Below are 13,125 nucleotides of genomic sequence, written 5' to 3' on the forward strand. Positions count from 1 at the left end.
CCCTTACAGCGCCCCGCCGAAGCGCAGCGGCTCGCCCAACGCCTGGTTGGCGAGCTGGCCTTCCCACATCGCCGCGTGGCCGCGCACGATCGTGCCGACGACGCGGCCGTCCAGTTCCATGCCGGTGAAGGGCGACCAGCCGCAGCGGCTTTCCACCCAGTCCTCGGTCACGGTGAAGCGGCCCTTGCGGTCGATCACCGTGAAGTCCGCGTCATAGCCGGCGGCGATCCGTCCCTTGCCGACCAGGCCGAACACGCGCTGCACCCCGCTGGAAGTCATGTCGATCAGCCGTTCCAGCGTCATGCGCCCCTTGGCGACGTGGTCCAGCATCAGCGGCAGCATCGTCTGCACCCCGGGCATGCCGGAGGGACTGGCGGGATAGCTCCTGGCCTTTTCCTCCCGGGTGTGCGGCGCGTGATCCGATCCCAGCACGTCGGGCACGCCCTGGCGCAGCCAGTGCCACAGCCCCTCGCGATGCGCGGCCGAGCGGATCGGCGGGTTCATCTGCGCGAAAGTGCCCAGGCGCGGATAGGCATCCTCGGCGGCGAGGGTGAGATGCTGCGGCGTCACCTCGCACGTGGCGATGTCGCGGTGCCGGGCGATCAGCTCGAGCTCCGCCGGGGTGGTGACGTGGAGCACGTGGATCGGCCGCCGCGCCTCGCGCGCGAGGCGCAGGATCCGCGTGGTGGCGCGCAGCGCGCTCTCGTCGTCGCGCCACACCGGATGGCTGGAGGGATCGCCTTCCACCCGCTCGCCCAGCCTTGCCTGCATCCGCGCCTCGTCCTCCGCATGGACGGCGACGCGGCGGCGGCCGTGGGCCAGCACGCGGGCGAGCTGCTCGTCCTCGGCGACCAGCAGGCTGCCGGTGGAGGCGCCCATGAAGATCTTGACGCCGGCGGTGCCCGGGATGCGCTCCAGCTCGGCCAGTTCCCCGGCATTGTCGGCGGTGGCGCCGACGTAGAAGGCATGATCGCAGTACATGCGGTGACGCGCGCGCTCCAGCTTGTCGTGCACGCGCATCAGGGTGTCGGTATTGGGATTGGTGTTGGGCATCTCGAACACCGCCGTCACCCCGCCCATCACCGCCGCGCGGCTGCCGGTTTCGAGGTCTTCCTTGTGTTCGAGCCCCGGCTCGCGGAAGTGGACCTGGCTGTCGATGACGCCGGGCAGCACGTCCAGCCCGGCGCAGTCGATCCGCCGCGCCGCATCGGGATAGCTGCCGATGCCGAGTATCCTGCCGTCGCGCACCGCCACGTCGGCCACGCCCGCACCGCCGGGGGTATGGACAAGGCCGCCGGCCAGCACCAGTTCGGGGGCATTTCGGTTCATCTCACGCGCCTTTTTCCTGATCGAATCCACACGGTCCTGGAACAGGAAACCAGCCCGGCCGCCCCGGCTCGTCGAACGCCGTCCGGGGCTGGAGCCAGCACCCCAAGCCAGGTCCGGGGTGCGCGGATCTCGATTCGGATTTCGTGTTCCCTGCCTTGGACATTATCCGCTCATGCCATAGCCCCGGGCCTGTAGGACAGCATTACGCGCGGACTTTGCCCCGAAATCACCGCCCCAAAATCGCCGTCTTCGCATGGTCTGGTTCGCATCCAGCAGGAACGCCGGAGATCACCGTGCCCGCCACCGACGCACCGCCGCCGCCCGAATCCCGGCAAGTTCTGTCGGACTTCGATCTCGCCGATCTGCGCGGCAAGCCGGACGGGCCCGGCCTGACCGTGATCCGCCCGCGCTGCGCCCAGGGCAATCCGGGCGAAATCGTCGTCTGCGCGCGCGATCCCGAACAGAACCGCCTTCATCCCTTGCCCGCGACCAATGAAGGGCTGCCGCCGGCCCGGTTCAGCCTGGACGGAGGCGTGAAGGTGGATATCCACGTGGACAGCGCGACTGTCGGCGGCGCGCCCAGCAACCGGGTGATGATCGGGGCAAAGCTGGAATTCTGACGCGAGCCGGCTTTTACCAGTCGCGGCGGCGCCATGCGAGTGGCCGCCGGAAACGGGCCGCACGAAAAGCCGGCCCGCCGCTCGGGGGGAAGCGGCGGGCCGGCGCGCGCGGGCGTCAAGGGAGGAGGGAGACGACGCCCGCGGCGGGGGGTATCATGCCAGGTATCGTTGACCGGGCAGCATCTCCCTTCCCGTTCAGGGACAGGGCCATGACATATAGGCCGACCTTGTCCTTCATCGTCGCCCTGAAACAAGTTCAGGGTGACGACCTTGGGAAGAGAATCCCTACATGCGACGGCCCTGCCGCCGAAGCGAACAGACTTGATGCGCCCGGATCACCGGGAGTCTATATAGCGAACCAGTCAGGCGAAAGTTCCGGCCTTCACGATCTCCGAGACCGGCTTGCGGCCGGCCGGGGCCTCGCGCTCCTGGAGGAAGTCGGGGAGCACGTCCTTGGGCGCGCGCTTGCCGATCACGAAAGCGGCTTCCAGCCGGTGGTCGGCGGGGATGCCCAGCGCCGCTTCCGCCTCGCCGAACTTGATGCCGGTCATGCCGTGGGTGTCATAGCCCATGGCCCGCGCCTGCAGCGCCGCCAGCACCCAGGCCGCGCCGGCATCGAAGCTGTGGCTGTGGTTGTCCGAATTGCCCTTGTCCGAGCGCATCTGGCTGTCCGAGACGACATAGACCAGCACCGAGGCCTGCCTGGCCCAGCCCTGGTTGAATTCGACCAGCTGCGAAAGGAACACGTCCCAGTTGGCATCGCCCTTCTTCGCGTAGAGGAAGGTCCAGGGCTGGACGTTGTAGGCGCTCGGCGCCCAGCCGGCCGCTTCGAAGATCACGTCGAGATCCTCCTGCGGAATCTCGCTGCCGTCGAAGGCGCGGGGGGACCAGCGCTCGATGATGAGCGGCTGGACCTTGGGGTTCGCGTTACGTCCGGTCATGTGCATTTCCTTGCTTGATAGTGCGTGGGGGGAGAGGGGGGAGGAGAGGAAAGCGGATGTTCAGGCCGCGTCGACGAGGACCAGTTCGGCGTCCTCGATCGCGGTGACGGAGATCGCATCGACGCCGGTGATGGCAACGCCGTCGCGCGCGCCGGCTTCGACATCGCCGATCCGCACCTGGCCGCTCGCCGCGACCAGATAGACGTGGCGGCCCGGATCGGTCGGATAAGTCACGGTGTCCCCGGCGCGGATCGTGGCGCCGAGCACGCGGGCATCGGCATTGATCGGCAGCGCGTCGCCGTCACCCGCCATGCCGCTCGCCAGCGGGACGAAGCGGCCGGCGCGGTCCCCCTTGGGGAACGGGCGCGCGCCCCAGCCGGGTTGCTCGCCGCGCCGATCCGGCATGATCCAGATCTGGAACAGCGTGGTCTCCTCGTCCTCGAGGTTGTATTCCGAGTGGCGGATGCCGGTGCCGGCGCTCATCACCTGGACGTCGCCCGCTTCGGTGCGGCCGGTGTTGCCCAGGCTGTCCTTGTGCGTGATCGCGCCCTTGCGGACGTAAGTGACGATTTCCATGTCGCGGTGCGGATGCGGCGGGAAGCCGGTGTTGGGCGCGATGGTATCGTCGTTCCAGACCCGCAGGCGCCCCCAGTTGGTGCGCGCCGGATCGTGATAGTCGGCGAAGGAAAAGTGGTGGTGCGCATCGAGCCAGCCGTGATTGGCGGCGCCGAGGCCCTTGAAGGGGCGCAGTTCGATCATGAGGCTTCTCCTACGATGATTGCATCTGGTCTCGTATGACCCGTTGCACCCCAGATAGGGCTTGCCAGCCAATCGGAAAATTGAGATAAAATCGATTAAAATGTTCGGATTTATTGAATGCCTGATCTCGTTTCGCCCAGCCTGGATCACTTGCGCACGTTTCTGTGCGTGGTGGAGGAAGGCAGCTTCAACGCGGCGGCGCGCAAGCTGGGCCGCGCGATCTCGGTCGTCAGCTACGCGATCGCCCAGCTGGAAGCACAGCTGGGCGTGCACCTGTTCGACCGCGAAGGTTCGCGCAAGCCGCGCCTCACCGAGGCCGGCCGCGCGCTCCTGTCCGAAGCGCATGCGATCACCGACGATGTCGACGCCCTGCTCGCCAAAGTGCGCAGCCTGAAACAGGGGCTGGAAGCGGAGCTGTCCTTCACCGTCGACGTGATGGTTCCCGAAAATGTCCTGGCCCGGCTGCTGCGCGATTTCCAGGCGCGGTTTCCCACCGTCCCGCTGCGGCTGCATGTGGAGGCGCTGGGCGCTGTCGCGGCGCTGGTGCTGGAAGGCCGCGCAACGCTGGGGATCGCCGGGCCCGACATCCTCGACCTGGCGGAGATCGAGCGCGAGACCATCGGCTCGGTCGAACTCGTGGCCGTCGCCGCCCCCAGTCATCCGCTGGCATTGGCGCGGCGAATCGCGCCGGGCGAGGCGCGCAAGCACTTGCAGCTCGTGCTGACCGACCGCTCGCCGCTGACCGAGGGCCGCGACTTCTCGGTGTTCAGTCCCCGCACCTGGCGGCTGGCCGACCTGGGCGCCAAGCACGCGCTGCTCAAGGAAGGGATCGGCTGGGGCTCGATGCCGCGCCACCGGGTGCAGGCCGACCTCGAGAGCGGCGCGCTCGTCGAACTGCGCCTGCCCGAAAGCGCGACGATGGACTACGCGCTGGTGGCGCTGTGGCGCAAGGACTGCCCGCCCGGGCCGGCGGCGGTCTGGGTGCTCGACGAACTGCGCGAACGGCTGGCGAGGTGTGCATGAGGCATCGCGCTGACGAACCGCTCCGCCCGCGCTTGTCCCGATACGAAGCCTCGTCGACCCGAACGCATCGAGCGCGCGCCCAAGGGCGGGGTCGTCCCTTTGGAATGCTCACACGGAGACGCGGAGCGAAGAAGGATTTCGCGCCTGGACGCGAACGGACCTGATCTTCTTTCTTCCTCCAGCCGCGACGATGCGCCGCCGGCGCGACCCTGCCCCTTGCGCCCCGCCCCGGTCTGCCCCACTTTCCCGGCATGACCGCCACTCGCCTGTTCGACCGCGCCGTGATCCGCCTTTCCCCGCGCGAGGGATCGGGCGAAAGCGTCGCCGATTTCCTCCAGGGCCTCGTCACGTCGGACGTCAGGAAGCTGCTTCCGGTCTGGACCGGGCTGCTCTCGCCGCAAGGCAAGGCACTGTTCGATTTCGTGGTCTGGCCGGCCGGCGCCGACATGCTGATCGACTGCGAGGCCGCGGCGGCCGATGCCTTGGTGCGGCGGCTTTCCATGTACCGGCTGCGCAAGGCCATCGACATCGCGCGCGACGATGGCGTGTCCGTCCATTGGCGCGCGCACCTGGGCGACGCGGCGGCCGCCGACCCGCGCCTGCCGGGCCTGGGCGAACGCTGGATCGCCGCCATCGACGCCGCCGATCCCGATGAGAGCGAAACCGGCGCCGACGCCGCCTGGCTCGCCCACCGCCTCGCGCTCGGCGTCACCGAGGGCCGGGCCGAGCTGGGCGACGGCGAAACCCTGTGGCTGGAATGCAATGCCGCCGAACTTCACGGCGTCAGCTTCACCAAGGGCTGCTTCGTGGGGCAGGAGAACACGGCGCGGATGAACTGGCGGCAGAAAGTCAATCGCCGCCTGGTGGTGGTCCCCTTGGCGCGATCCGACGAAAAGCGCCGGCGGGTGGCTTATCCGGAGCTGGGGCTGGCGGTCGATCACCTGAGGATCGAGGATATCGCGCCCGAACTCGCGCCCGCCTGGCTCACGGCGGGGCTATCCTGAACCGTCCTTGGGCGCGCGGTCGAAGGCTGTTGGTCCCCCCTTGGTCCCCCGTCGGTCTCCCCTTGGTCAGGCGCTCAACTTTTCACCGGAACTATCGACGCGCGGCCATGCGCGGCGCTCCAGGTCGGCCACATAGAGCCGCGCCAGCGCTTCCCCGCCCCGGCCCGCGCTGTACCGCATGCGTTCGCTGCCGGAATCGCTGAAACCGGCGGCTTCCAGCACCCGAACCGAGGCATGGTTATCAACGAAGTGCTTGGCCACCAGCCGGCGATGCCCCAGCGCGCGCGCCTGGTCGACCACGGCGCGCAGCGCTTCGAGCGCATAGCCCCGGCCGCGATAGGCCGTGGCGATCCAGTAGCCCACCTCGACTTCGCCGCGATAGGGCCCAAGCCCGATGCCGCCCACCAGCTTGGCCCCGCGGGCGCCGCGCAAGTACATGAAAAAATGCGGCATTAGCAGGTCGCGCGGACGATCGAGGTACTCGCGCAGCGCATCGCGCGTGCTCGGCAGCTGCGCCATTGCCACCTGCCGTTGCAGCGTCTCGTCACGGTATGCCTCCAGCAGGTCGTCCAGATCCTCTGGCCAACCCGGTCTTAGAAACAGCCTCTCCGTGCGGATAAACATGTCACGATTCTCCGTCGCCCTTATTCCGCAGGCGCATCATGTACCCAAACGCCTGCAATTGCACGAAGGTTTCTGCGTGACGGGCACCGCGCGCGGCCAACTGTCTGACATTCCCGAATTAACAAAAGATGACCGGCCGGATAGGGACCGGGCATCAGGCGGCGCGCTTCCGCCCCATGGCATCGTCGCCATCGTCGCAGCCGCTGGGCGCTTCGAACACCAGTTCGTACTCGCGCGCCGGGCAGGCCATGCCGCGCCCCTTGCTGTCGCGCTCGACGATGCGCCCGGTGCGCCGGAAGCCGGCTTTTTCGAGGACCCTGCCCGATGCCGGATTGTCGATGAAGTGGCTGGCGACGATGCGGCCATGGCCAAGCATGCGGGCCAGGCCGAGCACCGCCCGCGCCGCTTCGCTGGCATAGCCGCGCCCCCAATGGTCGCGGGCGATCCAGTAGCCGAGGTTGACCTCGCCATCGAGCAGGTTCAGGCCGGCGCCGCCGACCACCCGCGCGCCCATCGCGCGCCCGCTCGCGCCGGGCACCGTAACCAGGAAGCGGGGAAACAGGCGGTCCTGCGGTGCATTGACGAAGCAGCGCGCGTCATCGCCGGTGTCATCGCCGGTATGGGGCCAGGGCACTTTCGACAGGTTGCGCACGATCGCCTGGTCGCCGATCAACGGCAGCAGTTCTTCCCAGTCCTCGGGCCAGCCGGGCCGCAGGAACAGCCGTTCGCTGCGAATGAACATCTTGATTCTCCACTCATCCGCCCCGCGCCCCGATATCCGGAGCGCGTGACATTGCGATTACGCAAGCGGACGTGGAGCGGAGCAGGCGGCCATCGCATTGTTCAAATACGACAGCTGCTCGCCACGGCGACACGCGCTTGCGGTGAACCGAGGGAGAAATGCAAAGAGGGAGACGGGTCTGGCCCTCTCCCTCGTTCAGCCGGACCAGCTGTCCGGCGGGGCCATCCCGTCAGGATGGCCCATCTATCGACCATCCGATCTATTCGGCGGCTTGTGCCATCATGTCGACCGACACGTACTTGCGGCCAAGCTTGCCCTCATGGAAACGCACGCGGCCTTCGGCCAATGCGAAGAGGGTGTGATCCTTGCCCATGCCGACGTTCATGCCCGGGTACACCCGGGTTCCGCGCTGGCGCACGATGATGTTGCCGCCGATCACTTCCTGACCGCCGAACTTCTTCACGCCGAGGCGGCGGCCCGCCGAATCGCGGCCGTTGCGCGAGGAGCCGCCTGCTTTCTTGTGTGCCATTTCAAGTTACTCCGAATGCGAAGGCTTCAGCCGACCGACACGATGCGCAGCAGCGTCATCTGCTGGCGGTGCCCGTTCTTGCGGCGATAGTTGTGGCGGCGGCGCTTCTTGAACACCACGACCTTCTCGCTCTTGGCCTGCGCGATGATCTCGGCCGAAACCGTGACATTCGCGGCATCCGCGATCTCGCCGTCCTTGCCGGCCAGAAGAACGTCGCCCAGCGTGATCGTTTCGCCGGCTTCACCCGCCAGCTTCTCGACCGCGATCTTGTCTCCGGCGGCAACCCGGTATTGCTTGCCGCCCGTGCGCACAACTGCGAACATGGTGCCCTTACCTAATTTCAATGTGCCCGAAACGAGCCGAAACAACCTTGCCCCGGCCGCTCTGGTCCGACGAGAACCGTGGAGCCTTGCGGGCGACGCGCCGACACCCCGCTAGAGGCGAGGGGCCGGAAAGAGTGCGTGCCGTTAGTGCAACACCCGATTCGTGTCAACCGGGGACTCTGCCGGGGGACTCTGTCGAGGACTCTGCCAGGGACTTCGCCGGCGCGGGGCTCTCGCATGTCGATGCTCTCCCAAGGTGCCATGCTCAATACCAAGTTCCTGGGAGCGAGACCCAGCTCCGCCCCTCGTCGCCCTGGATTGCCGCGCCGCCTGCGGCGGCTCGCAATTGTCGAAGGGAAGGGGAACAGAAGTTCCGATCAACGGAACTTGGGCCGAACGGCGAACGAACCCTGGGCCGCAGGCCTGCGCAGCCAGACGAGGGCGCAAGATCGGGGTCCGGAAGCCACGCGCGATGACGAAAGCCTCTCCCTTCGCCCGCGTGCCATGCTATGGCGGCGTCATGATCCGCGCGAAAGCCCGATTGCTGCCCGCCCTGCTGCCGATCCTGGCGGCCGCCTGTTCCACCGATGGCCACTATCCTTCGCTGGGATTGCGCGGCGTCGAGCGAAGCGGCGGCAGCGCGACGCCGGTCGCGGGCGAAGCCGCGCCCCCTGCCCCGGCCCTCCCTCCGGCGAGCGCCGATCTCGTCACCCGGCTGGACGGCCTGGTCGCCGTGGCAAGGGAGGCGGACCGGCGGTTCCAGGCCGATCGCGGCCCCGCCGAACGCGCCGTCGCCGCGGCCGGCAATGTCGCCAGCGATTCGTGGAGCAGCGCCGGCGTGGCGCTCGCCCGCCTCGAATCGAGCCGCTCCAACGCCATGGTCGCGCTCGCCGATCTCGACACGCTCTACGTCGATGCCCGCGTCGCCGCCCCGATCGCGGAATCGCCAAGCACCAGCGCCATCGCCGCCGCGCGCGACGAGGTGAGCGGCTGGGTCGCCGCGCAGGACAAAGTCATCGAAAGCCTGGCCGCGCGGCTGCGCAGCTGATCGGCCCACCCTTCAGCCGATCCATTCCCCGGCCTTGCGTCAGGCCGATCACGCAGGAGATGGGTTCCCGCCTGCGCGGGAAAGACGAGCGATGTGTTTGATACCAAGTCTCTTTGAGTGAGACTCATCTCCCCTCTTCGTCATTGCGACCCGCCGAAGGCGCCGCGGCAATCCAGGGGCGGTTCGTGCTGCCTGGATTGCTTCACCCGCTTCGCGGGCTCGCAAAGACGAAAGAAAAGCGGGTGAGTTCTTATCAATGCGGGTCAGTGTGATACTTGGTGTGGGCCGTTGATATTCGCCCCGAGCGGGCCTGATCCGGATTTCGGGTTCCGCGCTCAAGCGACAAAAAAGCCCCTCCCCCTTGCGAGGGGAGGGGCCCTCCGAACAGTGACCGTCTGCCCAAAAAGCCCCCCGGCTCAGGCAGAAGCGATCACGCGAAGCTGACGATGGCCGCGACCGCCAGGGTCTCAGCCCAGGATCAGCACGGGCAGCATGAGAACCCGTCCGGCCGCATCGCCCACCGTCAGCCTTCCGCCCGGAGTATCGATACCGCGTGCGCTGCGCTGCCTGGGCGCGAGTCCCGGCACGTCGTCGACGACGGCAAGATCCCGGAGATGGTCCCGATTCAGGTGCTGCGACATGGTGCTGATCTCCCAATGCGATCAGCAATGGCGCAATCGAGACGCCCCGGAATTGACGCGCGTCAAACGATCCGCCTTTTCTCGCCTATTCCCAGCGGGCGATATCCTGGAAATCCTGTTCGCGCGGTTCGATCCAGCGCCATGCCCCGGCGGACTTCTCCCGCTTCCAGAACCACGATTCGCTCTTAAGGTGGTCCATGGCGAAATCGGCGGCGGCGAAAGCTTCGCGGCGGTGGCGCGCGGCGGCGGCGACCAGGACGATCGGCTCGCCCGGCTCCATCACCCCGCTGCGGTGGATCACCAGCAGGGCGTCGAGGTCCCAGCGGGCGCGCACGCGCTCCGCCAGCGCCCGCATCGCCGGCAGGGTGAGCGGTTCGTAGTGCCGCAGTTCGAGCGCCTCCACGCCATCCCCGGCGCGCACCTGGCCCAGGAAACTCACGACGCCGCCCGCCTCCGGATACGCGGCGGTGAAGGCCGCCAGTTCGCGCGCCGGATCGAACGGGGCGGCCAGCAGGCGGACATCGGAGGCGGCCGCGTTCATTTCAGCCGCCCGAGACCGGGGGCAGGAAGGCGATCTCGTCACCATGCCTGAGCACGGGAGCATCGGTATCCCGCAGCAGGATGCCGTTGACCGCCAGCTTCACGCGCGGTTCGCGCAGCGCGCGGGCAAGCTCCGGCTCCAAATCGGCCAGGACCGCCTCGATGCTGGCCGCGAAGGGGACGGTGAGTTCGCCGGCGCCGGCCACGTCCTCGATCCGGCCGAGAAAGACCAGCTTGATGCCCAACGCCCCCTCCCGCGCGGAGGGGGAAGCGGCCCCGGTGGCCACTTCAGCCCCCCGTCATCGACATATGACGCGCAAGCGCCGGGACCGCACCGCGTTGCTCGATGGCGAAGTTGTGGCGGGCCGGCTTGATCCGCATCGCGGTGTCGAGCGCCTCGGTCAGGGCCGCTTGCGGATCGGCGCTGCGCAGCGCGGCACGCAAGTCCACCTGCTCGTTGCCGCCCAGGCAGGCATAGAGCTGGCCGGTGGCGGTAACCCGGATGCGATTGCAGCCTTCGCAGAAATTGTTGGTCAGCGGCGTTATCAGCCCGAGCCGCCCGCCCGTCTGCGCGACATCGAAGTAGCGCGCGGGGCCCCCGGTGCGATGATCGCTGGGCGTCAGCGTCCAGAGCTGCTCCAGCTGCTCGCGCACGGCGACAAGGGGCAGGTAGTGATCGAAGCGGTCCTCCTCGACTTCGCCGAGCGGCATCACCTCGATCAGCGTGGCATCGAAGCCCTGCCCATGCGCCCAGGCGACGATCTCCGGTATCTCGCGCTCGTTCATGCCCTTGAGCGCGACGGTGTTGAGCTTGACCTTCAATCCCGCCGCCTTGGCCGCCGCCAGCCCTTCGAGCACCTGGGGCAGCGAATCGCGGCGCGAGAGCCTGGCGAAAGTCTCGCGGTCGAGCGTGTCGAGCGAGACGTTGATCCGCCTGACCCCGGCCGCGACCAGGCCCTCCGCGAATTCGGCAAGGCGCGTGCCGTTGGTGGTGAGGGTCAGTTCCTCCAGCCCATCCCCCAGCTTGCGGCCCAGCGCATGGACCAGCTCCATCATGTCGCGCCGCACCAGCGGCTCGCCGCCGGTCAGGCGCAGCTTGGTGATGCCCCGGTCGATGAAGCCGAGCGCGAGATCGTGCAGTTCCTCCAGGCTCAGCACGTCCTTGCGCGGCAGGAAGGTCATCCGTTCCGGCATGCAATAGGCGCAGCGCAAGTCGCACCGGTCGGTGACCGAGAGGCGCAGGTAGGTGATGCGGCGCTGGAACTGGTCGACGAGGGGCGCGGGAAGGCCCGCTGGGAGGGGTGCTGGCTGGTTCATTGCTGGCAGCATAACACCATACCGGCGCCGGTTCCATCAAGGGGCAACAACTGTCCGGTGACGCCGGCGGCCCCCTCCAGCCACGCGGCGGCAGCCTCGGTCGCCGCCGGCGCGTCGCCCTCCAGCGCATTGACCCGCAAGGGCGCGAACCGGCGCGCGAGGCCCTGCACCACCGCGAGGCGCCAGGCGCGATGCGCGTGGCCGGCCGGCGGGAACACCAGGGTGAACGCGTCGCCGCCGCTCGAAAGGCCCGCCTCGATGCCCGGCAGCAGGCGCGCGTGGAAATCCGCCGCGGCATCGAGCGGATCGTCCGCCAGCGGGCCGATGCGCAGCAGCTCCATCACCGCCGCTCCCGCGACAGCGTCATCCCGATTCGTTCGCCCGCCTCGCTGATCGCCAGCTTGACGATCTTGACCGTCACCGCCTCGACCCGCGCGTCCTGCAGGAACAGCGTCTCGCAGATGTGGTCGGCGACCGCCTCTATCAGCTTGAAGTGCACGCCCTTCGGCAGCGCCTCGCTCGCCGCGAACTTCAGGTCCATGTAGTTCTTGCTGGCGCCCAGCGGCGTATCGGGCGCGTAGCGGTCGGCCGGCGTCAGGCGCACCGCGATCGAAAAGCGCAGCGGCTGCGGCTTGCCGGTTTCCTCGGAATAGATGCCGGTGAGGACATCCTGTTCGAAATCGGCGACTTCAAGGATCAGCGAATCGGCCATGGCGCCCTTTAGCGGGGATTGGACCAGCGCGCGAATATCGCGGTGGGCAGCAGCCGCCTGCGCCCGTCTTCGAAGATATCCTCGCGCACCGCCAGGTCGCCGTGCTCGATCGTGCCGGGCAGGTCGGCGAACAGCTCGTCCACCAGCCCGGCCAGCGCCAGCGAGGACATGCGCACGGCATAGACGGTCAGGAACAGGAAGCGGCTGTCCGCGTCCAGCAGCTTGCGGCAATCGGCGAGCAGGCCGGGCAGGTTCTCCTCCAGCCGCCAGGTCTCGCCATTGGGGCCGCGCCCGAACTTGGGGGGATCGAGGATGATCCCGTCATAGCGCCTGCCCCGCCGCACCTCGCGCGCGGCGAACTTGGCGGCATCATCGACCAGCCAGCGCACCGGGCGATCCTCCAGCCCCGCCAGCACGGCATTCTCGCGCGCCTGGGCCACCGACTTCTTCGAGGCATCGACATGCGTCACCGGCCCGTGCGCGGAAAGGGCGAGCGTGCCGACGCCGGTGTAGCCGAACAAGTTGAGCGTGGAACATCCTTCCCCACCGGCAGAGGTGGCAGGCCCGCCGGCGCCTGACGGAAGGGGGAGAGGGGAATCGCTCAGCATCGCGCGCATCCAGTCCCACACCGGCGCCATGTCCGGGAAGAACCCGAGATGGCGGAACGGGGTGCACTGGGCGGTGAAGGCAACCTCGTTCCAGGCCAGGCGCCAGCCCTCGGCCGGGACGGGCCGGGCGAACTGCCACCGGCCGCCGCCGTCCTCGTCGGAACCCGGCACGAACTCCCCCTGCGCATCCCACCTCGCGAGCCGGGGCGTCCACATCGCCTGCGGTTCGGGGCGGATGAAGCGATAGGGCCCATAGCGCTCCAGCTTGCGGCCCTGGCCGGAATCGACGAGGCCGTAATCGTCCCAGCCCTCGCCCGCGAGGATCACCGGCTGGGTGACGAGGTCAGCCATCGACCTGTTCCGCC

18 protein-coding genes are annotated in these 13,125 nt (G+C 68.3%); 4 read left to right on the top strand and 14 right to left on the bottom strand.

What is annotated here, in order from left to right; all coding sequences use genetic code 11:
* Positions 1-3 precede the first annotated feature (3 nt).
* On the bottom strand, positions 4-1,329 hold the full coding sequence (locus BM052_RS01120; RefSeq protein ID WP_091143006.1) for a dihydroorotase: 1,326 nt from the start codon (positions 1,327-1,329) through the stop codon (positions 4-6).
* 293 nt (positions 1,330-1,622) lie between these two features.
* Between BM052_RS01120 and BM052_RS01125 the strand changes: the two genes are divergently transcribed.
* Positions 1,623-1,949 carry a hypothetical protein gene (locus tag BM052_RS01125; protein WP_091142218.1) on the top strand — a complete coding sequence of 109 codons (327 nt, stop codon included), beginning with the start codon at positions 1,623-1,625 and terminating at the stop codon, positions 1,947-1,949.
* Positions 1,950-2,311: 362 nt separating this feature from the next.
* On the opposite strand, the gene BM052_RS01130 is transcribed toward BM052_RS01125, so the two are convergent.
* Together BM052_RS01130 and BM052_RS01135 are read right to left on the bottom strand one after the other, a co-directional pair.
* Complete coding sequence (locus BM052_RS01130) at positions 2,312-2,890, bottom strand: nitroreductase family protein (RefSeq protein ID WP_091142221.1); 579 nt, start codon at positions 2,888-2,890, stop codon at positions 2,312-2,314.
* A gap of 60 nt (positions 2,891-2,950) precedes the next feature.
* A complete protein-coding gene (locus BM052_RS01135) occupies positions 2,951-3,649 on the bottom strand; it encodes a pirin family protein (protein ID WP_091142222.1) in 699 nt (232 codons plus the stop codon).
* Positions 3,650-3,766: 117 nt separating this feature from the next.
* Between BM052_RS01135 and BM052_RS01140 the strand changes: the two genes are divergently transcribed.
* Together BM052_RS01140 and BM052_RS01145 are read left to right on the top strand one after the other, a co-directional pair.
* Positions 3,767-4,672 carry a LysR family transcriptional regulator gene (locus BM052_RS01140; RefSeq protein ID WP_091142225.1) on the top strand — a complete coding sequence of 302 codons (906 nt, stop codon included), beginning with the start codon at positions 3,767-3,769 and terminating at the stop codon, positions 4,670-4,672.
* A gap of 251 nt (positions 4,673-4,923) precedes the next feature.
* Positions 4,924-5,676: a CAF17-like 4Fe-4S cluster assembly/insertion protein YgfZ gene (locus BM052_RS01145; protein WP_091142226.1), complete on the top strand. Its 753-nt coding sequence runs from the start codon at positions 4,924-4,926 to the stop codon at positions 5,674-5,676.
* Positions 5,677-5,742: 66 nt separating this feature from the next.
* Here the strand turns inward: BM052_RS01145 and BM052_RS01150 are convergent, their stop codons facing one another.
* From BM052_RS01150 to rplU, 4 genes are all read right to left on the bottom strand, one after another.
* Positions 5,743-6,300: a GNAT family N-acetyltransferase gene (locus BM052_RS01150; protein ID WP_091142229.1), complete on the bottom strand. Its 558-nt coding sequence runs from the start codon at positions 6,298-6,300 to the stop codon at positions 5,743-5,745.
* A gap of 154 nt (positions 6,301-6,454) precedes the next feature.
* Entirely contained in the window at positions 6,455-7,042 is a 588-nt protein-coding gene (locus BM052_RS01155) for a GNAT family N-acetyltransferase (protein WP_091142232.1), read from the bottom strand.
* Positions 7,043-7,301: 259 nt separating this feature from the next.
* The gene (gene rpmA / locus BM052_RS01160; RefSeq protein WP_091142233.1) at positions 7,302-7,571 is read right to left on the bottom strand and encodes a 50S ribosomal protein L27; all 270 of its coding nucleotides are present in this window, start codon (positions 7,569-7,571) and stop codon (positions 7,302-7,304) included.
* A gap of 26 nt (positions 7,572-7,597) precedes the next feature.
* Positions 7,598-7,894 carry a 50S ribosomal protein L21 gene (rplU, locus tag BM052_RS01165; RefSeq protein ID WP_091142235.1) on the bottom strand — a complete coding sequence of 99 codons (297 nt, stop codon included), beginning with the start codon at positions 7,892-7,894 and terminating at the stop codon, positions 7,598-7,600.
* Between the two features lie 472 nt (positions 7,895-8,366).
* Here rplU and BM052_RS01170 point away from each other — a divergent pair, with 472 nt between their 5' ends.
* A complete protein-coding gene (locus BM052_RS01170; RefSeq protein WP_255405873.1) occupies positions 8,367-8,942 on the top strand; it encodes a hypothetical protein in 576 nt (191 codons plus the stop codon).
* 467 nt (positions 8,943-9,409) lie between these two features.
* Here the strand turns inward: BM052_RS01170 and BM052_RS19295 are convergent, their stop codons facing one another.
* The 7 genes from BM052_RS19295 to BM052_RS01200 form a co-directional block, all read right to left on the bottom strand.
* Positions 9,410-9,583 carry a hypothetical protein gene (locus tag BM052_RS19295; protein ID WP_255405874.1) on the bottom strand — a complete coding sequence of 58 codons (174 nt, stop codon included), beginning with the start codon at positions 9,581-9,583 and terminating at the stop codon, positions 9,410-9,412.
* 85 nt (positions 9,584-9,668) lie between these two features.
* Positions 9,669-10,124: a molybdenum cofactor biosynthesis protein MoaE gene (locus tag BM052_RS01175; protein ID WP_255405875.1), complete on the bottom strand. Its 456-nt coding sequence runs from the start codon at positions 10,122-10,124 to the stop codon at positions 9,669-9,671.
* A gap of 1 nt (position 10,125) precedes the next feature.
* On the bottom strand, positions 10,126-10,368 hold the full coding sequence (locus BM052_RS01180; RefSeq protein WP_091143010.1) for a MoaD/ThiS family protein: 243 nt from the start codon (positions 10,366-10,368) through the stop codon (positions 10,126-10,128).
* 43 nt (positions 10,369-10,411) lie between these two features.
* Entirely contained in the window at positions 10,412-11,440 is a 1,029-nt protein-coding gene (gene moaA / locus BM052_RS01185; protein WP_091142239.1) for a GTP 3',8-cyclase MoaA, read from the bottom strand.
* The gene (locus tag BM052_RS01190; protein WP_255405876.1) at positions 11,437-11,781 is read right to left on the bottom strand and encodes a Rossmann fold domain-containing protein; all 345 of its coding nucleotides are present in this window, start codon (positions 11,779-11,781) and stop codon (positions 11,437-11,439) included. The genes moaA and BM052_RS01190 overlap by 4 nt, the downstream gene beginning before the upstream one ends.
* The gene (locus BM052_RS01195; protein ID WP_091142243.1) at positions 11,781-12,152 is read right to left on the bottom strand and encodes a dihydroneopterin aldolase; all 372 of its coding nucleotides are present in this window, start codon (positions 12,150-12,152) and stop codon (positions 11,781-11,783) included. Before BM052_RS01195 ends, BM052_RS01190 begins: the two co-directional genes overlap by 1 nt.
* An 8-nt stretch (positions 12,153-12,160) precedes the next feature.
* A complete protein-coding gene (locus tag BM052_RS01200) occupies positions 12,161-13,111 on the bottom strand; it encodes a class I SAM-dependent methyltransferase (RefSeq protein ID WP_091142246.1) in 951 nt (316 codons plus the stop codon).
* Positions 13,112-13,125 lie beyond the last annotated feature (14 nt).

This window comes from Novosphingobium sp. CF614 (assembly GCF_900113255.1).
GTDB lineage: Bacteria > Pseudomonadota > Alphaproteobacteria > Sphingomonadales > Sphingomonadaceae > Novosphingobium.